We start from the raw sequence: 20044 nt of genomic DNA on the forward strand, positions 1-20044 counted from the left end.
GGATTGATACCTACTAGTATGGCGATATTTTGTTTTAAATACAAGCCATGTCTAGGTCCAGCAAGACATAGAAAAAGCTCTGATCCATTGAATCGGAGCTTCGTTGATTGGTTCGTTACCTCAATAAGCGGTTACCAAATGTTTAATTCGCTTTTCATCTGCGATATGACCTTGATCTATATAAAGTATACGATCACCTAGCTTCTCGGCTTCCTCCAGATCATGCGTCACTATAATGAAAGGAATTTGCCAAATTTCATGTAGGCGAAGCAGTTCTTCTTGACATTGTTGCCTGGTTTCTTTATCAAGTGCAGACAATGGCTCGTCCAGTAATAAAACAGATGGACGCGTGGCGAGCGCTCTCGCTAGCCCAACTCTTTGCTTTTCACCGCCTGACACTTGATGGGGATACTTTTGCAGCAAATGTTCAATACCGAGCACGTGCAGAAGTTGCTTAATTGTATCCTGTTCCTCTTTGTAGTGCTTTTTCTTGACGCCATACCAAATATTCTTTTCGACTGTCATATGCGGAAACAGAGCATAATCTTGAAATAAATAACCAATTTGACGCTCTCTCGCTGGTACTGGTTTTTCACCACTCTTGTAAAATGACCGATCTTTCAATGCGATCAATCCACTATCAGGATGCACAAGTCCTGCAACACAGTTTAACACTGTAGTTTTTCCTGAACCGGATGGACCGGCCAACACGAGGATTTCTGCTCCCACATCGAATTGAATAGCCATTTCATAATGCGCGAGCCGTTTAGTTAGTTGTACGCTCAGCATCCGCTTCCCCCATTTCTTCATTCACATCCTGCTAAATCGACGAATATTACGCTTGCTCCACCAGTTCACCCACAAAATCAGACTGAATCCGAATGTAATGATGATGACGACCCAAAATGTCGCCTTTTCCATTTGACCGGACTCCACTGCAAAATAAATAGCCATTGGGATCGTATCCGTTTTGCCTGGTATGTATCCCGCAAGCATCAATGTTGCTCCAAATTCTCCTAGACCTCTTGCGAACGATAAAACCAATCCTGCCAGCAAGCCTGGCCAGGCAAGTGGAAAAACCACAGTCCAAAATACACGCCATTCGGAAGCGCCCATCGTTCGTGCTGCATTTGAAAGCCTTTCATCCAAACTCTCAAACGCAGCTGCAGCACTCTGGTACATTAACGGAAATGACACGACAATCGAAGCAATAACCGCTCCAATCCACGTAAAAACAATTTGAAAATCAAACCATTCCAATAGCCAACTACCGATCCACCCTTTTTTCCCGAATAAAATGAGCAGAGCAAACCCCACTACAGTAGGCGGCAATACGAGAGGTAACAAAAACAAAGCTTCCAATATACTTTTACCAAAAAAATCTCGTTTTGACAGTAAATAAGCTATGAAAACTCCTGCTAAAAACACGAAAAAAGTGGAGATGACAGCTACTTTCAACGATAAAATCAAAGGTGAATAATCCATTTCAAGCAAGCCTACTCCCCCCTTCCTCTTACTTAAATCCAAATTCCTGCAATGTTTCTTTTCCTTTATCACTCGTCAAATAATCCAAAAATTGCTGTGCAGCCTCCTGATGTTTGGAATCTTTTACGACTGCTCCGGGATAAACAATTGGCGCATGCCATTCAGGATCTGATTCAGCCAATACTTTTACATCATTCGAAATATATGCGTCACTTGAATAAACCACGCCATAATCTGCATTACCCATCTCCACATGTGTCAACACTTGACGAACATCTGAACCTAACACTAGTTTATCTTGCAAAGGCTCCCATAAATCTAGAGTTTCAAATGTTTCTTTCGTATAGCGTCCTACTGGAACGGATTCAGGTTCACCTACTGCAAAGTGATCGAGAGCAGCTGGATCGATATCTTCAAACGAGTCAATCGTACTGTCCGAATCTTTATGTGTGATTAATACAAGTACATTTGATGTGAAATTTTCTCTAGATTCATTGTTGATTAATCCTTTTTCCTCCATATCATTCATATCTTTTGAGCTTGCAGATAAGAAAACGTCAGATGGTGCTCCGTTTTCAATGTTTTTAGCTAATTTTCCAGAACTACCGAAATTATAAGTCAGTTTAATTCCTTCGTGCTCTTCTTCAAAAGTCGATTTTAAATCTTCTAATGCGTCTGTCAAGCTGGCTGCAGCAGAAATTAATAACGCCACTTCTTCATCAGGTTGCTGTTTTGACTCAGGCGTTTCCCGATCTACGGTCGCATCTGTTTTTTCTGGCTCATTGTTATTCGAACATCCGAACAATAGGACAGACAGCACGGCGAATGTAACCGAAAGTAAAAAACGTTTCACTGTTATTCCTCCTTTTTTTCTTGAATAAAACTAACTATAACTAGTTATATTTAATTATATTTAAAATTATCTTAATATGGTTTGCTATACTTGTCAATTTTGCATTTTTCATAGAAATGACGGAAGATAGAATGAATGTGCATTGGAGGATGAAGAAATGAGCAATCTAGATAACAGTGTATCGTATACAACAGAAGAAATTGCCCAACTACTGAAAGTTTCAAAACTTACGGTCTATGATTTAATTAAGAAAGGCGAAATACGTGCCTATCGTGTGGGAAGGCAAATGCGTGTAGATGCAGTGGATTTATCGGCTTATAAAGAGCGGTTAAAAAGCGGAGGTGACTTTCCTACAAGACAGCCAGTCCAAGCAATTTCGGAAGAACAGGCACCTGGATTATCTAGAGCTTCCTCGATTATTATTAGCGGGCAAGATTTGAGCCTTGATATTTTAGCCAATACGATTGAAGATGCCGGACTAGGCGTTCGTCCATTACGTTCATTTACAGGCAGTCTCAATAGCTTAATTAAAATGGTTCAAGGAGAAGCAGATATTGTCAGTACGCATTTGTTTGACGGTGAAACGAAACAGTATAATTTGCCGTATATTACACGTTTACTTACTGGCCAATCTTATTTGGTCGTTAATTTACTCGGTAGAACAGCTGGAATGTATGTACAAAAAGGCAACCCGAAAGAGTTTAGTACCTGGTTTGATATAGGACAGCCCGGCATTCGCCTGATCAATCGTGAGAAAGGCTCGGGTGCACGCGTCCTGCTAGATGAACAGCTGCGTCTTGCAAGTATTGCCCCGTCTGCTATAAAAGGTTATGAGGACGAAGAGTTGAATCATATGGCCGTAGCGGCGCGCATTGCCTCGGGTCAGGCAGATGTGGGAGTAGGAATTGAAAAGGCCTCGCGTCTCATTGATGTGGAGTTCGTTCCGTTGATTCAAGAGCAGTATGATCTTGTATTGCTGAAAACACAGGACAATGAAAGACTGCGTGATCTGGTTTTGGAAACTTTAAATTCTCAAAATTTCCAAGAGAAAATCTCTGCAATCGGCGGCTATGATTTATCAAATACAGGTTCCATTTTATACGAAACACCATAAAAATAACCCGCCGTACATGGCGGGTTATTCTATGTCCTCATAGTTTTCCAAAGTATCATAATACATCTCTTCCTCGGTTTCGAAGCGATTATAGCGCAGTGTGAATAAATGAAAGGCATGTGTCGCTACTACCTTCAGCAATGCATACGAAGGGATTCCAAGAATGACACCGGCTACGCCAAATAACGATCCGGCGGTCAACAAGACAAAAATAATTGTAATCGGGTGGATATGTAGGGATTTGCCCATGATTTGCGGCGAAATAAATTTACCTTCCACGACTTGTACAATGGTCCAGACAATCGCCAGCTTGACCAACATGAAAGGTGACGTCACAATGGCGATAATAACCGCAGGCGTAATGGCGATGACAGGTCCTAAATAAGGCACAATGCTTGTAAACATTGCCAGAACACCGAGCAAAAGTGCATATTTCATTTTAATGATTAGGAATCCAATTGAAACCATAATACCGATCGCAATTGCCACTAAAATCTGTCCTTGAATATAGGCGCTGATCTGTTTGTCCGCATCTCTGAAAATAGTTGATGCGTCGTCACGTAAACGAGGCGGCAACATACGCAAAATCATCTGTGGCAGCTTCTCGCCCTCTTTTAGCAAGTAGAACAATATTAATGGAACCGTAAACAAACTTAAAATAATACCAGTCAATGCGGAAATAAAGGACGTGACACCGGAAGCGATCCCTCCAATTGTTTCGGTGAAGAATTTTCCGATGCTCTCAAATCCTGAATCCAAAAAGCTGTTGACATTGAAATTAAATCCTTCATAAACAGGAGCGAATATGGAAGTTCTAAAAAATAAGTCCATATCCAAAATCAGCTGTTTGAAATACGAAGGAAATTCATCGAATAAGTTGATCGTCTGCTCACGCAGAAATGGCAGCACGAGGAAAATGACTAATGTGAGCAATCCGGCTGCAGCTAGGAATAAGATCAATATCCCATAAACCCGTGGTATCTTCAGTCGTACTTCCAAAAAACGAAGAATGGGTCTCATTAAATAATACAAAATGGTTGCCAGCACCATAGGCAGGACAACTGTTGAGAAAAACACACGGATCGGATAAAAAATAAATGAAACTTGAGTGAATATCAAAATGATCAATCCAATAAGCAATAAACAAAGCAGCACAAACAATGTAGATTGACCACCAAGAAATCCAACGATCGGTGACGCTGAACGAATAGACCAAAAATCCCGTAAAGAATTCTTTTTTGGTGGCTGTCTCAAGATCCTCTTCCCCCTTCTGTACGACCCTTTATTGTGCGGCTAAAAAAGAATGAATCGCTTCCCTATTTTTATCTAGATCGATTTCTATAACAGAACCTGCATGCCGGTAAGAGGTGAACGAATAACTATCCTCTACTGGTATCCTCAATGTTTCGAGATCCAATTTTCTTTTCGCCAAAACGGTCAAGACTTTGGTCAATTCTTCTTTCGAAGTGAGATCGGTTTGGATATAGTTATCAAGTGCGCCTGCTACTTTAGGTGCCTGCAAAATAGTAGATAAACTAAATAATTCATTCTTAACAGCTGAAATAACTTCCTGTTGCCTGTTTACTCGGCCAAAATCTCCTTCGTTGTCCGCGCGATAGCGGGCATAACCTAATAATTCTTTGCCGTTAAGCTTCTGTACCCCCGGAGTTAACGTAACGCCTATTTTTTCAGACATTTCCTTTTTTACATCCATCTCCAAGCCCTTTGGAAACATAATATCCATAATTGATTCAAAATTGTCGAAATCGACGACCGCGTAATGATGAATTGGAATATTAAACATTCCTGAGATGGTTTCTTTTGCGGTTTGTACACCGCCTAAGTAGTATGCCGTATTTAATTTATAGGATTGATAACCCGGTATCTGAGCATAAATATCTCTCATGAATGAAATCAACTTGGCGTTTCCGTGTGTTTGATCCCAAGAAAGTACCATCATCGTATCCGTACGGTATTTACCAGAACCATCATTATCAATTCCAAGCAACAAATAATTTTCCGTTGTGGGGTCTTGGGGATCTAGTAAATCGCCTTGAAAGTCTCCAGGGTCAATCTCATTTCCCGCAGTCATCGCTTTACCTTGCTTGTATTGAAAATAACAATACGCTGCAACTGTGATCGTGCCAAGCAATAAAAGGGTAATAAAAACCCTGCCGACCCGAAGCTTGCGTTTCTTTTTTCTGCGACGCGGCAGTTGTTCTTCCAAGTGTTCTTCCATTTAACCTTCATTCCTCCAATAACCCTGTAGTCCTTTAATCAATTACGCCTCGGCGTAATTGCGTCCAGATTTTGAATTGTGCTTAGGCCTACGTGATACAGGTCAGTTAACCTATGCCGCAGGATGCGGCGATCTTTGGTTAACTTCATCTCTCAAAATCTGTGACATCCGCCGGAGGCTTTATCTTTGTTCAGCAGGCGTTTAAACACCCATCGAACAGGAAATAAGACCCCATTCATCTCACCACCTGTAGAGGTGGGAGTCTCCTGCTGAATATAGATAATGACGTTTTTGCCTCCGGTGGGTTGCGTCTGGATTATGCGTTTCAAATTGATTCGCGATTTTACAATGTCAGTATAAGCATAGCCGAAAATAAAAGTGGAAATACAAATAATAAGGCTTGATGATTTGCTGTGTCAGCAAACTCCTGCTTCTCTTATCGTAAACCCAAAATGCAAACAGTTCCAGCCCAAACATTCCATTCCATCGTTTTTTCATGTATAATAGGAGCATTGTGAATTTAGGAGGATTTAATTATGTTAGCAGTCAGTAATGTGAGTCTTCGCTTCGGCGACCGCAAGCTATTCGAAGACGTCAATATACAATTCAATCCAGGCAATTGTTATGGATTAATTGGAGCGAATGGTGCGGGAAAATCAACTTTTATCAAAATCGTTTCAGGTGAACTTGAACCTCAAACAGGTAATGTCATCCTAGGTAAAGACGAGCGCTTAGCTGTATTGAAGCAAAACCACTTCGAATATGAAGAATTTGAAGTAATGGAAACGGTTATCATGGGACATAAGCGTCTATATGAGGTTATGAAAGAAAAAGATGCCATCTATATGAAAGAAGATTTCTCAGATGAAGATGGTATGCGTGCAGCTGAATTAGAAGGCGAATTCGCTGAAATGAATGGATGGGAAGCCGAATCAGAAGCTTCTGTTCTTCTTCAAGGACTGGGACTCTCTGAAAGTATGCACCATGTTAAAATGTCCGAATTAACTGGATCGGATAAAGTTAAAGTATTGCTAGCCCAAGCTTTATTCGGCAAGCCGGATGTATTGCTTCTCGATGAGCCGACCAACCACTTGGACTTGAAAGCTATCCAATGGCTGGAAGAATTCTTGATCAACTTTGAAAATACTGTCGTTGTCGTTTCCCACGACCGTCATTTCCTGAATAAAGTCTGTACGCATATTGCGGATCTTGATTTCAGTAAAATTCAAATCTACGCTGGGAACTATGATTTCTGGTACGAATCCAGCCAACTTGCGTTAAAGCTTTCTCAAGAGCAGAATAAGAAAAAAGAAGAAAAAGTTAAAGAACTCCAAGCGTTCATTGCGCGTTTCAGTGCGAATGCTTCGAAGTCCAAACAAGCAACTTCCCGTAAAAAGACACTCGACAAAATCGAATTAGACGATATCAAACCGTCGTCCCGCCGTTACCCTTTTGTGAACTTCACAATGGGCCGCGAAATCGGGAATGATGTATTATCGATCAAAGACGTTACGAAAACAGTAGATGGTAAAACCTTCTTGAAAGATGCTACGTTCACACTTGGCAAAGAAGATAAAGTCGTTTTACTAGGTAATCCACTTGCTAAATCTGCATTGCTCGATTTGCTTGCAGAAGAAACTGAGCCGGATACAGGATCGATTAAATGGGGTGTTACAACGACACGTGCGTACTTCCCTATTGATAACACGAAATACTTTGAAGGATCTGAGCAGACATTGGTCGAATGGCTGCGTCAATATTCTCCAGAAGACGAAACGGAAACTTTCCTGCGTGGATTCCTGGGCCGTATGCTCTTCTCGGGTGAAGAAGTAAAGAAAAAACCAAGTGTATTATCAGGTGGAGAAAAAGTACGTTGCATGCTCTCTAAAATGATGCTGACAAGTGCTAACGTTCTTTTACTTGATGAGCCGACCAACCACTTGGACTTGGAGTCGATCCAAGCATTGAACAATGGTTTAATTGCGTTTAAAGGCGCAATGGTCTTCACATCTCATGACCACCAGTTCATTCAGACAATCGCCAACCGTATTATCGAAATCAATGAAGATGGAACAATTTTCGATAAAATGATGTCGTATGATGAGTATTTGGAATGGAAAGGTCAAAAAGCATAATTGTTTCATGACCGCTTTCTCTTTGAGAAAGCGGGCTTTTTAATTTTCATGAATACTTGGTTTCATTGAGGGTATACCACAGAATAAAGGAGGTTTTTTACATGAAACGCAATTCAATCGTTCTTGTATTTGCGCTTCTGCTTGTAATGGCCGGTTGTTCTTCTAAGCCCGCTACATCACTGGATGGCAGTGGCAGCACAAATGATAAGCCGACTAAGGATGAACAAACAAATGAGAGCCAAACAGATCATCAGGATGCAGAAAAAACAGAAGTGCAATTACTCGACTACTTTCTTCCTGATGGATCAAGTGCCCATTATAAAGGTGAAGGAAATGAGTTTGCTGAATTGGATATCACAGTGAATTCCCCTATTGAGGATTATATTGTAATCCATGAAAATAACGGTGGGTCTTTCATTCAGAAAGTATACAAGCTTCAAGGAGATGAAATCCAGGTTCTTCAGGAAGAGCCGGTCGAATTGAATGCCGACGTTCCTTCTAAAGAAGAGTTGGAGGCATTGAAGCCGATCCGCGTCTATTTAAAGGGACCGATCGAAAAAGGCACAACGTTTGATGATTGGACTATTGTAAAAATGGATGCTTCTGTAGAAACACCTTATCAGCAATTTGAGGATGCGATCGTCATCGAAAAAGAGGATAAAGACATTATCAATCGCATCTATTTAGTGAAAGGATTCGGCGAAGTAAAACGAGAGTCGATCATGACATCAGAAGAAGATTTTGTAGTAACTTCTCTGCTGGAAACAGTAACACAACCTGAATGATTTATCCCACATAAAAAGGCGCCTCTATAGGCGCCTTTCTGCAAGTGGATTATAATTTCACAACGTTAGCTGCTTGTAAACCACGGTTTCCTTCGACAACTTCAAATTCAACTTGTTGACCTTCGTCAAGTGACTTGAATCCGTCGCCTTGGATTGCTGAGAAGTGTACGAAAATATCGTCTTCTCCATCAACTTCGATAAAACCGAAGCCTTTTTCAGAATTGAACCACTTTACTGTACCTTGTTTCATTCGATAACCTCCAAAAATGTATAAGTACTTGTTAATACATGAACTTTCGCATAAAAAAATTCACATATTACAAAAGGTGCCGACGTCGCCGATCCCTTTTGTAATAGGTGAATCAATTAGCATACGATCGTTCGATTAATTTACTTAGAGCAAGTATATCATAATTGGATGGATTGTCAATAAAAAGCATACCGAACTTACAGAATCTTTTTACGATATATCTGGCTGATCATTCACCAATACAATAAGTCCATGATAAATTTGCAAATCGCCTTCACAGCCGTCGCAATAATGCTTTTCAGATGGCGACCAAAATGCATGAAAACAGCCTTTGCGTGTCTCATAGTGCTCGTAACGCGTTTTCATATCGATAACCATAGCACTCACATATTCTTGCATTTCAATTTTATTTGGAAATGTTTTCGCAGAGATTGTAAAGTCTCTCCACTCTTCAAACATCCACCATGGTTCAAAATCAGCTTTCATATAGACCACTTCATACATTAGTATGCACCCCTTTATCCGCTCTATGCATGAATGACACTTATTCTAGCAAATCTATTCCCTATAGCAAAGTAAAAAGATTGGCGCGACGAAATATATGAGTTTTTATCCGATTTCAGCTATAATTAGGATAGGATGGATTATGGTCAACATCCCCATTGGGCCGAATGAAACTTTTTCGTTGTTAATCCGTAAGTAATGTATATAGAATGGAAGGTGGCCTGACAAATTATGAATAAAATAAAAAACTTTTTTACGCGACACGCAATTATGGCTCCTGCTAGTTTCCTGACTTGGTTCACTCTGATCGGAGCTACGAGTCTGAATTTCTTTGTGAGTTCTGCGATTGGTATCGCGTTGTATGCAGGTGGAAATGTGGCCATCAAAGAAGTACAATTACGTTCCAACCTGAAACAACTTGGAATGACGCGTACTGAATATAAGCATATCGAACACCAACTCACCCAATCCAAGCAAAAATTGAAACGTTTGGCCAATATGTATGGACAAGTGCGTTCTATCCAAGCGTTTAGACAAGTATATGATATGTCTTCGATGGCTAGAAGGATCATTAAAATTGTTCAAACGAATCCACGTAAATTTTATCAGGTGGAGACGTTTTTCTACGCACATCTAGATTCTGCAGTAGAATTGACTTCTAAGTATGGCCTATTAGTTAACCAACCGCTAAAAGATAGAGAAATCAAAGTAGCTCTTCAGCATACACGGGAGACGTTATCTGATTTAAGTCAAGAGATGGAAAGAGATTTACGAAATGCAGTTGCGACAGATTTAGAGCAACTACAAATGGAAATTGATTTTGTTGATGTTACAATTAATAAAGATAAACCGTTGCTCGAATCGAAAGGAGAACATTCTAATGACAGATAAAAATGCACAAGAGGAAACCACAATTGATGACTTACTCGGCAATCCATTCGACATGGATGCCAGCCTATTACCGCAAGAAATGGAGACTACCCTTGCGGAAAGCGGCGCGTCTACTAAGCTCGTAGACCGCCTATCAAAAGAAGAACAAGACAAAGCGAAACAGTTGGCTTCGCAAATTCCCGTAGGCAATTACGAAGCAATTATTACGTATGGTGCCAATGCTCAAAACGAACTGTCGCGCTTTTCCCATAAAATGCTGGATCATGTACAAAGTAAAGATATAGGACCTGTTGGCGATGTGCTCAATGAACTGATGAATAAACTATCCGAAATCGACCCGGATGACTTATCGGAGAAAAAGAAATCTGGCCTAAGCCGCCTATTTGGTAAAGCAACACGCTCTGTTCAAGAAATGATGACGAGATATCAAAAATTAGGTACCCAGATTGATAAAATTGGGGTGCAACTGGAACATTCAAAACGCGGTTTAATGGAAGATGTGCGCATGCTTGATAATCTATATGAGCAGAACAAGACTTATTTCCAAGCACTTAACGTCTACATTGCAGCTGCAGAACTGAAAGTCGAGGAAATCAACAATACGATTATCCCTGAATTGCACAGAAAAGCAGAGCTTGCGGATGATCAAATGATGGTTCAAGAAGTCAATGATATGGCACAATTTGTCGATCGCCTGGAGAAGCGTCTCTATGACCTGCAACTGTCACGCCAAATTACGATCCAAAGTGCTCCGCAAATCCGGATGATTCAGCAAACCAACCAGACGTTGGCAGAAAAGATCCAAGCATCTATTATGACGGCGATTCCATTATGGAAAAACCAGATTGCAATCGCATTGACGTTGAATCGTCAGCAAAAAGCAGTAGAATCTCAAAAGCTTGTAACAAAGACTACGAATGATCTGTTACTGCGTAATTCGGAGATGCTGAAAACGAACAGTATTGAAACGGCCAAAGAGAATGAAAAAGGCATAATTGAAATCGACACGCTGAAAAAGACACAAGAGAACTTGATTCAAACAATTGAAGAAACACTTGTCATCCAAGCTGATGGCCGAGCGAAACGTAAAGCCGCGGAACACGAGATCGCGCGTATGGAAGAAGATCTTAAAACTCGTTTGCTTTCTGTATATGAAGAATCAAAAAACCGTCCTTCGTAAAGTGCGAAGTTCGGTTGAAAGGAACTAGTACTATAAGTATTATTCTAATTAGTATGCAGTTCACTAGTAAAACGACAAAACACATAGCAAATAAAAATGCTCAGATTTGATTCTGAGCGTTTTTGCATTTCAATAGTTTACAGATGTTGGGAGTTGTTTGTCCGATAATCGTGCCTTTTAATTGAACTATGAATTTAACCTGACTAACGGGTTACAGTCTGGAAGTCGTTGAATTCCGTTGCAGGCGGACGCGGTTCCGCAGGGCGGGCGTTGAACCACACTGCTCGCTTCTCACCTAGGTGTTTCACCTGTCCCGCTAATCCTGCCGGAGTCGCCGCCTTCCACTCCAATCAACTAAGGCGGTCTGATTGAAATTTTTCTTCCGCAATTGCGCTCGTTACCTGAGTAAGTCCAATGTTAAAACCACACAAATAATATTCAAAATTATAATTTCATTTCTTTGTAAACTGCAATAGGTTCTACTGAAATGTCCGGATAAGCAACCGTTGAAAACATATCGTTTATTTTGCTAAACTCTTTTACAATTTCATTAATAAACGGACCTAAAGATTTAGCTTTGTTAATCCCTAGTGTATTAATTCCTTTTCCTAAATCCTTAACAAATGATTCTATGTCTTCACTACTTCTTCCTGGGATATTAGTTATTTGACAAATCAATAGGAAATAGGTGAATGCTTTATCAGAGAAGAAATAGTCAACTTTAGACAAAAAGAAAGCCACTCTGCGCCGTAAGAAGCAAAAGGGTGGTTCTTGAGATAAAAAGGAATTTTAAATTGACAACCACTCACCTGGATGGCTAAGATTGCGGGAGAGTTCAAGCTCTTCTATCTTTTACTATCTGCCCCCATTTCTAACGTAAAAAGTATGCATGATTCAAGGAAGGGTTTCTAATCTTGAGTCATAGAGGAGAATGGTTACTTTTTTCTATTGATGAATAGTGCAATCATCCCTTAAAAAAGGAATTGAAATTTGTTTAATGAACTGGCTATTTAGTGTTGCAAGTATGAAACTCGTAATGAATTTAATCCGTCTTATATTACAACGATTTCGAGAAGGGGTTCGATAGGAACAACTTTAATCAAAATCTGAAAAGGAATGGGTGATTTTATGGGGTTCTGGTACTTACTTTTACTTCTGACAGGTGTTGTCGTTTTTATTGTGGGGTTAGTTAAAATAAAGACAGCTGGAGGAATTAAAGCGTTTGTTCCACTAGTTACAGGAGGACTATTTGTAATCTTATCCGTTTTCTTATTAACGCCTAATAGCTCAGAAATTATTACAGACCTTTTAAATTTGCAATAGTAAATAGCTTTCCAAAGCAAATGGTCGCGATTGTGGAACAAACATTATGGATACCTTCTATTCGTAAAATAGTATAAAAAAAACGCTCAGAAATCTGAGCGTTTTTTCATGTCAATCGAACTTGTTACCTCATAAGGACATTTTTGCAGTTAGATCTGTTCGTTTGCAAAGTACGTTTTGTAATAGCCGCCGACTTTTCCAGAATTGTCGACGATGAATAAAAATTCATCTGTTTCATTTTTTACTTCGTACGTATTCCCTGCTGTCAACATATGATTGACGACATATTTTTCCGCGTCGGTGTGTGTGCACGTGACAGTTTTCAAAGTAGGTGCCTCTAACCAGTTCAGATAAGACATAGTTTCATCTCCCCTCTCATATTTCATAAAGGAAAGCGACCCGCGAATTGAAACGCGGGTCGCTTTATTTTGAATCAGACGATCAAGAACCTAGTAGAAGGTCTTCAGGGTTTTCAAGCAACTCTTTAACCATCTTCAAGAATCCAACTGAATCCTTTCCATCAATTACACGGTGGTCGTAAGAAAGTGCTACATACATCATTGGACGGATTTCGATGTTGTCGCCAACAGCTACTGGACGTTTTTGGATAGTATGCATACCTAGGATACCTACTTGTGTACCGTTTAGGATTGGAGTAGATAGTAATGAACCGAATACTCCACCATTCGTAATTGTGAATGAACCGCCTGTCATATCGGCAATTGTCAATTTATTGTCGCGTGCTTTTTTCGCAAGCTCTCCGATAGAAGCTTCAATTTCAGCGAAGTTTTTGCGGTCTGCGTCCACAACGTTTGGTACAACCAATCCGCCTTCAGTGGAAACTGCGATACCGATATCAAAATAGTTTTTCAATAAAATTTCATCGCCATCAATTTCCGCGTTGACATAAGGATACTTCTTCAATGCCGCAACGACTGCTTTCGTGAAGAATGACATGAAGCCAAGGCGCACATCGTTTTGCTCGAAGAACTGATCTTTCTTGCGTGAACGAAGAGCCATCACGTTTGTCATATCAATTTCGTTGAACGTAGTAAGCATTGCAGTCGATTGCTTCACTTCAAGAAGACGCTTTGCAATCGTTTGACGGCGGCGAGTCATTTTTTCGCGTGTGATGCGGCCGTCTTCTTTAGCTTCAGTTACAGCCGGTTTAGCTTGTGGCTGTGCTTTAGGAGCGTTTGTATGAGCGGATACGTCTTGTGCACGTACGCGACCCATTGGATCTACAGGTGAAACCGCTGCTAGATCGATTCCTTTTTCACGTGCCATCTTACGTGCTGCCGGGCTTGCAATTGTACGGTCTGTAGAAGTTGCTTGCTCAACTGCAGCTTCTTGTTTTGGAGCTGGAGCTGCTGCCGGAGCCGCTGCTTCTGTTGCTTGTGGAGCTTGCTGTGCCGGTGCACCTGAACCTTCGCCTACAATCGCGATTACTTGGCCAACCTCAACTGTGTCGCCTTCCGCAGCCAGTAGTTCAGATACCACACCTGCTTCTTCTGAAATGACTTCGACGTTCACTTTGTCTGTTTCCAATTCAACGATGAATTCACCTTTATCTACGTTTTCACCGGGTTGTTTCAACCATTTTGCAATTGTGCCTTCTGTAATCGATTCTGCTAGTTCAGGTACTATGATCTCTGCCACAATAAATTCCTCCTCGTAGGTGTACCGTTTTCACGGATAGCTACTTTTGTATAAGTAGTTTTTGACTGTTTTTGAAAAGCTTCCTTATTTGTTATATCACTTTTTTAATGCTTCTTCAATAATTCGATTTTGTTCAACTTTATGAGAAGCTCCGTCGCCTTCTGACGGGCTGGAACGGTGAATACGACCAACATATGAAATGTCCTTGCCATCTGCCAACTCTTCCAAGTACGGATATGCAAACGACCAAGTACCCATATTTTTAGGTTCTTCTTGTACCCATACCAAGTCTTTCACTTTCGGGAAGCGAGCAAGGATTTCTTTGATTTTGTCGGATGGGAATGGGTAGAGCTGCTCTACACGAATGACGTGCAAGTAGTCAAATCCTTCGCCATCTTTAATTTTCTCTGCAAGATCGATTGCTACCTTACCGCTTGCAAATAAAATTTTCTTAACTTTTTCAGGCTTCGTACCCGTACCCGGCTGTTCAAGCACTGTTTTAAAGTGTCCTTCCACTAAGTCATTGACGTCTGCCCCAACTAGTGGATGACGCAATAACGACTTAGGTGTCGCGATAACTAACGGACGCTCTGCTTCACTTCCAAGAATCTTCGATTGACGACGCAATACGTGGAAGTAGTTAGCTGCACTTGAGATGTTCGCAACTGTCCAGTTATTTTCTGCACACAGTTGTAAATAACGTTCGATACGAGCGCTGGAGTGCTCAGGTCCTTGTCCTTCAAATGCGTGCGGCAATAACAAGACAAGTCCTGATTGCTGACCCCACTTGGAGAAGCTGGAAGATACAAACTGATCAAACATAACTTGTGCCATGTTCGAGAAGTCACCGTATTGTGCTTCCCAGATGGACATCGTTTTGTCTTCTTCCAAGTTGTAGCCGAATTCATAACCGACGATACCCGCTTCCGTTAATGGGCTGTTGTATGCCACGAACGAAGCGTTGGAGCCACCAATATGATGCAGCGGAACGAATTCTTCACCTGTTTTTTCATCATGGAGAACTAGGTGACGTTGAGCAAATGTACCGCGCTGGATATCTTGACCAGACATACGGATTGGTTTGCCGTCCTGTAAAATAGAACCGAATGCGAGTTGCTCAGCGTGCGCCCAGTCGATTTTACCTTTTCCGTTAAACGGTTCTTCACGTCTTTTAAGGATTTTATCCAGTTTGCTAAATACCGTGAATTCAGATGGATATGTCAATAGATCTTCATTCATTTTACGAAGACGATCTTCTGCAACACCTGTTTCAAGATCACGCGGTAGTCCAGCAAGTACCCCTTCTGGTGTGGCATTCGAAGTTTTTGGAGCGTCTGCAGAATCTTCCTTCACACGGTCGTAAGCTTCTTGCATAGACGCGATGACGGATCGGTCCATCTGCTGCACTTCTTCGTCAGTCATGATTTTCTGTTCCACCAGACGCTGTCCGTAGATTTGGCGAACTGTTGGATGCTTATGAATCTCATGATACATCACTGGGTTTGTTACGAGCGGCTCGTCCATTTCATTGTGTCCGTAACGGCGGTAACCGATCAGGTCAATTAGGACGTCTTTACCGAACTTTTGACGGTATTCAAATGCTAACTTCGCTACAGCAAGAACTTCTTCCGGGTGGTCTGCATTCACGTGGAATATAGGCACCTCAAAGCCTTTTGCTGGATCGGACGCATAATGCGTAGAACGAGAATCATAGTATTCAGTCGTAAAGCCAATAGTATTATTGGCGATTACATGAATAGATCCGCCTGTTCTGAAGCCGCGTACACGACTGTAGTTGAATGATTCAGGTACAATACCTTGTCCTGGGAATGCTGCGTCACCGTGTACAAGTACCGCATACGCTGCATTTGTATCTTGTTTTGGAATCCCTGGCTGGTCTGTGTTCTCCTGTGCAGCCCGAGTTTGTCCTGTAATAACTGGATTCACAACTTCTAAATGTGAAGGGTTATAGGCTAAGAAACGGTTTAGACCGGATTCACCTTTGTAAAGAGCACCCATATGGTATTTTACGTCGCCAAACCAACCGCGCGTAACTTCCAATGAGCCGTCTTTAGGTAAGAATGGGGATGCCGGTACGCCTGCAAATTCTGCAAACATCATTTCATATGGTTTATTTAGATTATGTGTCAACACGTTCAAACGTCCGCGGTGAGCCATGCCAATCAACATTTTTTGTACTTTCGCTTCTTCAGAACGGCGAACCAATTCATCGATCAATACGACAAGAGTGTCCACTCCTTCTATAGAGAAGCGCTTGGCTCCGACGAATGTACGGTGAATAAATTTCTCGAAACCTTCAATTTTCGTCAAGCGTTCGAGAAGTTCCTTTTTCTCATCGCCTTGCAAGCTTGACTGCACGTCGCCGTTTTCAATTTTAGTTTGAATCCAGTTACGCTCAGTTTCGTCGATTAAGTGTGAAAACTCATATGCGATGGAACCTGTATATAAAGATTTCAGGTAATTCATTGCATCCAATCCGTTTTCCACTGTTGGTGGAACATTTTTCAAGAACAAAGATGCTGGCAATCCGACCAGATCGCTGTCTGTCAATCCGTGATATGACAATTCTAGACGTGATGTATCCTTTGGTCGATCGTTTAATGGATAAATGTCTGCTGCAAGATGCCCATACGAGCGAATGGCTTCTAGTAAAGAATAGACGGCAAGTACTTTGCGCAGATCTGTTTGTGAACCTTGCGCTACAACTGCTACTTCGCCGGACTCATCGATCTGAGGCGCACCAAAATTCCTGAATAGCTCTGCTAACTCAGGATCAACTGCATCTGGATCTGTTTTAAACAGATCATACATTTCCATTACATACCCAAGGTTTGGACCCGAAAAAGCAGAATACGGGGAACGATGGGAATCCACAATGTTCGACATGTAATATTACCTCCACATTTGCCTATTGGCTTGTTGTGATTATTTTATATACTTCCATACAATAATAGCACGCAAATCCTAGAACTGAAAGGGATTAATACAAAGTTGTGAACTTTTCTATAAAGGACACGAAAAAAACATGAAAATCGCGACAAAGTCTTTGACAAAGGTGTATTGCTATTGTTTTTTATTTCTGAAAAGACAAAATCATTTCAGCCATTTTCTCAGGGGTTTTTGGTTCTGTCGTTTTTTCAATATTCGACAGCAGTCGAGTTTTTTCTTGTTCCAGATTTTTGAAGAGTTCATCCATCGGCTGATCTGCAAGCTGTTCTTCCTCTACTTTAAGCGCTAATCCTTTCGATTCGAAATAAGATGCATTCAGTAGTTGATCTCCCCTACTTTTGGATGCAGCGAGCGGAACGAGTAGCATAGGTTTATGGATAGCGAGCAGCTCGAAAATTGCATTGGAGCCGGCGCGTGAGATCGCGTAATCGGAAGCCGCCAGCAAATGAGGCAATTCCCCTGTTACATATTCAAATTGAACGTAGCCTGCTAAGTCGTTTAGCTCATGAACTGCATTTCCTTTCCCGCATAAATGAATGATCTGATAATTTTTCAACAGTTGAGGCAATTCACCGCGTATCGCTTCATTCAATACGGCTGAGCCTTGGCTTCCGCCCATGACGATGAATATTGGACGGTCGGATTTTAACCCCGCTATGCGCAAACCTTCTTCTTTGCTGCCGTTAAAAAGTTCAGGACGGATAATAGGACCCGTGCAAGTAGATTTTCCAGCCGGCACATATTGCAGCGTTTGCTCAAACACGGTGAAAATCTGCGAAGAAAACGGCAATGCGAGTTTATTTGCTAATCCTGGCGTGACATCGGATTCGTGGACTACAACGGGCACATTGGCCAGCTTAGCCGCCATCACAACAGGAACCGAAACGAACCCACCTTTAGAGAAAATGATTTCTGGCTTGAGCTTTCTTATAATAGACAATGCCTGAAAGGTACCTGCTCCCACGCGAAATGGATCGGTAAAGTTTTTCATGGAAAAATAACGCCGCAACTTCCCACTTTGTATAGAGTGATAGACCACTTCAGGATGTCCATCTCCGATTAACTCTCTTTCTATCCCTTCATGTGAACCAATGTAGTGCACACTATATCCTTTACCCAATAAAACCGGGATTAAAGCTTGATTGACGGATACATGCCCTGCCGTACCGCCACCTGTTAATACAATTACCGGTCGCTTCATTCTTCCCATCCTTCCTTGTAAATCTTATGTAATGTAATTTTCGCTTTGTTTTTCATGATACAATAGCCATTGAAAAATAATTATAGAGGAAATGAAAACTATGTCTATTGCTGAGAACACATTAAAACAGAAAAGCTCGTTATTCATTAAAATCATGCTGCCGATTTTAATTACTCAAGTTGCACTCTACTTGATGTCTTTCTTCGATATCCTGATGACCGGACGCTATGATACCTATCATTTAGCAGGCGTCACGATCGGTTCTTCTTTCTGGATTCCTGTCTACACAGGGCTATCTGGTATCTTGATGGGTCTTACCCCTATTATTGCACAGCAAATCGGCTCGAAGAATAAAAGTGCGATCCGGCCTACTGTCCAGCAAGCATTATACGTTTCCCTCACTCTTTCAGCAATCATTTTTGTATTGATCAAGTGGGGAATCTTGCCTGCGATCACCAAAATGCCGCTCGATGATCAAGTTGTGGAAGTTGCTACGAATTACTTGACCGGTATGAGTGTCGGCTTGGTACCGCTGATGGCCTATACCGTGTTGCGTTCTTTTTTCGATGCCTTAGGTGCAACTCGAGTGTCCATGTTCATTATTTTATTATCTGCTCCGATTAATATTGTCTTGAACTACTTATTGATTTTCGGGAATTTTGGTTTTCCTGAATTAGGCGGAGCGGGTGCGGGCTATGCTTCTGGAATTACGTATTGGTTAGTATTCTTCATAGCCACGTTAATCGCTTGGTCATCTAAGCACTTTAAAGAGTTTGCTTTGTTCCAAGAATGGCAACCTGTATCGTTTACGAAGTGGAAAGAGATATTATTGGTCGGTGTGCCGATTGGTCTTTCGATTTTCGTGGAAACGAGTATTTTCTCAGTTGTAACGTTACTCATGAGCGGCTATACTGCCCAGGTGATTTCTGCGCACCAGATCGCTTTGAATTTTACTTCTTTACTTTATATGGTGCCGCTAAGCGTATCGATGGGCACGACGATTTTGGTTGGTCAATCAATTGGCGGCAATCGGCCAAAAGATGCCCGGGAGTTTACGTATCTCGGAATTGGGTTTGCTGTATTGTTCAGTTTCCTATCCATATTCATCTTACTGACGTTCCGTGAAGCCATCGCTTCTATGTATACGCCGGATCCAGCAATTATTGCACTCGCCATTCACTTTTTTGTCTATGCAGCGTTCTTCCAACTGTCCGATGCAGTGCAAGCACCTATTCAAGGCGCTCTGCGAGGTTACAAAGACGTAACGATGACGTTTTTGGTTGGTGTCATTTCATTTTGGGTGATTGGTCTGCCGGTAGGGTACGTTTTGGCTGGTTATACGAGTTTAGGAGCGTATGGCTATTGGGTCGGACTTATCACAGGATTGACAGTCGGTGCGGTCATTCTTTCTTTTCGCTTACGCTATATCCAAAAAAGACAAAGCCAGCAGTGATT

General features: G+C 41.4%; 18 protein-coding genes. 6 read left to right on the forward strand and 12 right to left on the reverse strand.

All coding sequences use genetic code 11. The features are described 5' to 3' along the window. Nucleotides 1-120: 120 nt before the first annotated feature. Genes B5D59_RS01835 through modA form a run of 3 tightly spaced genes read right to left on the reverse strand, consistent with a single transcriptional unit; the run spans nt 121 to nt 2338 of the window. Entirely contained in the window at nt 121-789 is a 669-nt protein-coding gene (locus B5D59_RS01835) for an ATP-binding cassette domain-containing protein (RefSeq protein WP_078817007.1), read from the reverse strand. 21 nt (nt 790-810) lie between these two features. Continuing rightward, nucleotides 811-1485, reverse strand: a complete 675-nt coding sequence (gene modB, locus B5D59_RS01840) for a molybdate ABC transporter permease subunit (RefSeq protein WP_425441327.1) — start codon at nt 1483-1485, stop codon at nt 811-813. Between the two features lie 28 nt (nt 1486-1513). Continuing rightward, nucleotides 1514-2338, reverse strand: coding sequence for a molybdate ABC transporter substrate-binding protein (modA, locus tag B5D59_RS01845; protein WP_078816632.1), 825 nt, complete (start codon nt 2336-2338; stop codon nt 1514-1516). 157 nt (nt 2339-2495) lie between these two features. On the opposite strand from modA, the gene B5D59_RS01850 reads away from it, so the two are divergent. After that, nucleotides 2496-3452 carry a substrate-binding domain-containing protein gene (locus tag B5D59_RS01850; protein ID WP_078816633.1) on the forward strand — a complete coding sequence of 319 codons (957 nt, stop codon included), beginning with the start codon at nt 2496-2498 and terminating at the stop codon, nt 3450-3452. Nucleotides 3453-3476: 24 nt separating this feature from the next. Here B5D59_RS01850 and B5D59_RS01855 read toward each other — a convergent pair whose 3' ends face one another. Both B5D59_RS01855 and B5D59_RS01860 read right to left on the reverse strand, forming a co-directional pair. Beyond that, entirely contained in the window at nt 3477-4706 is a 1230-nt protein-coding gene (locus B5D59_RS01855; RefSeq protein ID WP_009496642.1) for an AI-2E family transporter, read from the reverse strand. A 28-nt stretch (nt 4707-4734) separates the two neighbouring features. After that, nucleotides 4735-5691: an LCP family protein gene (locus B5D59_RS01860; protein ID WP_176132472.1), complete on the reverse strand. Its 957-nt coding sequence runs from the start codon at nt 5689-5691 to the stop codon at nt 4735-4737. A gap of 536 nt (nt 5692-6227) precedes the next feature. Between B5D59_RS01860 and B5D59_RS01865 the strand changes: the two genes are divergently transcribed. Together B5D59_RS01865 and B5D59_RS01870 are read left to right on the forward strand one after the other, a co-directional pair. Beyond that, nucleotides 6228-7826: an ABC-F family ATP-binding cassette domain-containing protein gene (locus tag B5D59_RS01865; RefSeq protein WP_078816634.1), complete on the forward strand. Its 1599-nt coding sequence runs from the start codon at nt 6228-6230 to the stop codon at nt 7824-7826. A 101-nt stretch (nt 7827-7927) separates the two neighbouring features. Continuing rightward, on the forward strand, nt 7928-8611 hold the full coding sequence (locus B5D59_RS01870; RefSeq protein ID WP_078816635.1) for a hypothetical protein: 684 nt from the start codon (nt 7928-7930) through the stop codon (nt 8609-8611). Nucleotides 8612-8660: 49 nt separating this feature from the next. Here the strand turns inward: B5D59_RS01870 and B5D59_RS01875 are convergent, their stop codons facing one another. Beyond that, complete coding sequence (locus B5D59_RS01875) at nt 8661-8861, reverse strand: cold-shock protein (RefSeq protein ID WP_009496637.1); 201 nt, start codon at nt 8859-8861, stop codon at nt 8661-8663. 210 nt (nt 8862-9071) lie between these two features. After that, nucleotides 9072-9365, reverse strand: a complete 294-nt coding sequence (locus B5D59_RS01880) for a DUF1033 family protein (RefSeq protein ID WP_009496636.1) — start codon at nt 9363-9365, stop codon at nt 9072-9074. A gap of 231 nt (nt 9366-9596) precedes the next feature. Between B5D59_RS01880 and B5D59_RS01885 the strand changes: the two genes are divergently transcribed. Further along, nucleotides 9597-10256, forward strand: a complete 660-nt coding sequence (locus B5D59_RS01885) for a 5-bromo-4-chloroindolyl phosphate hydrolysis family protein (protein WP_009496634.1) — start codon at nt 9597-9599, stop codon at nt 10254-10256. Beyond that, a complete protein-coding gene (locus tag B5D59_RS01890) occupies nt 10246-11436 on the forward strand; it encodes a toxic anion resistance protein (RefSeq protein ID WP_078816636.1) in 1191 nt (396 codons plus the stop codon). The genes B5D59_RS01885 and B5D59_RS01890 overlap by 11 nt, the downstream gene beginning before the upstream one ends. Before the next feature lie 444 nt (nt 11437-11880). On the opposite strand, the gene B5D59_RS01895 is transcribed toward B5D59_RS01890, so the two are convergent. The 5 genes from B5D59_RS01895 to B5D59_RS01920 all read right to left on the reverse strand — a co-directional run bounded on the left by B5D59_RS01895 (nt 11881) and on the right by B5D59_RS01920 (nt 18589). Beyond that, nucleotides 11881-12165, reverse strand: a complete 285-nt coding sequence (locus B5D59_RS01895) for a hypothetical protein (protein WP_078816637.1) — start codon at nt 12163-12165, stop codon at nt 11881-11883. Between the two features lie 743 nt (nt 12166-12908). Continuing rightward, nucleotides 12909-13118 carry a DUF6501 family protein gene (locus B5D59_RS01905; RefSeq protein WP_078816639.1) on the reverse strand — a complete coding sequence of 70 codons (210 nt, stop codon included), beginning with the start codon at nt 13116-13118 and terminating at the stop codon, nt 12909-12911. Nucleotides 13119-13200: 82 nt separating this feature from the next. Further along, nucleotides 13201-14418 carry a 2-oxoglutarate dehydrogenase complex dihydrolipoyllysine-residue succinyltransferase gene (gene odhB / locus B5D59_RS01910; RefSeq protein ID WP_078816640.1) on the reverse strand — a complete coding sequence of 406 codons (1218 nt, stop codon included), beginning with the start codon at nt 14416-14418 and terminating at the stop codon, nt 13201-13203. A gap of 96 nt (nt 14419-14514) precedes the next feature. Continuing rightward, complete coding sequence (locus B5D59_RS01915) at nt 14515-17325, reverse strand: 2-oxoglutarate dehydrogenase E1 component (protein ID WP_009496630.1); 2811 nt, start codon at nt 17323-17325, stop codon at nt 14515-14517. 187 nt (nt 17326-17512) lie between these two features. After that, nucleotides 17513-18589 carry an undecaprenyldiphospho-muramoylpentapeptide beta-N-acetylglucosaminyltransferase gene (locus tag B5D59_RS01920; protein WP_078816641.1) on the reverse strand — a complete coding sequence of 359 codons (1077 nt, stop codon included), beginning with the start codon at nt 18587-18589 and terminating at the stop codon, nt 17513-17515. A 100-nt stretch (nt 18590-18689) separates the two neighbouring features. Here B5D59_RS01920 and B5D59_RS01925 point away from each other — a divergent pair, with 100 nt between their 5' ends. Further along, complete coding sequence (locus tag B5D59_RS01925) at nt 18690-20042, forward strand: MATE family efflux transporter (RefSeq protein WP_139365926.1); 1353 nt, start codon at nt 18690-18692, stop codon at nt 20040-20042. Nucleotides 20043-20044 lie beyond the last annotated feature (2 nt).

Source organism: Sporosarcina newyorkensis (assembly GCF_900167515.1).
Lineage (GTDB): Bacteria > Bacillota > Bacilli > Bacillales_A > Planococcaceae > Sporosarcina > Sporosarcina newyorkensis.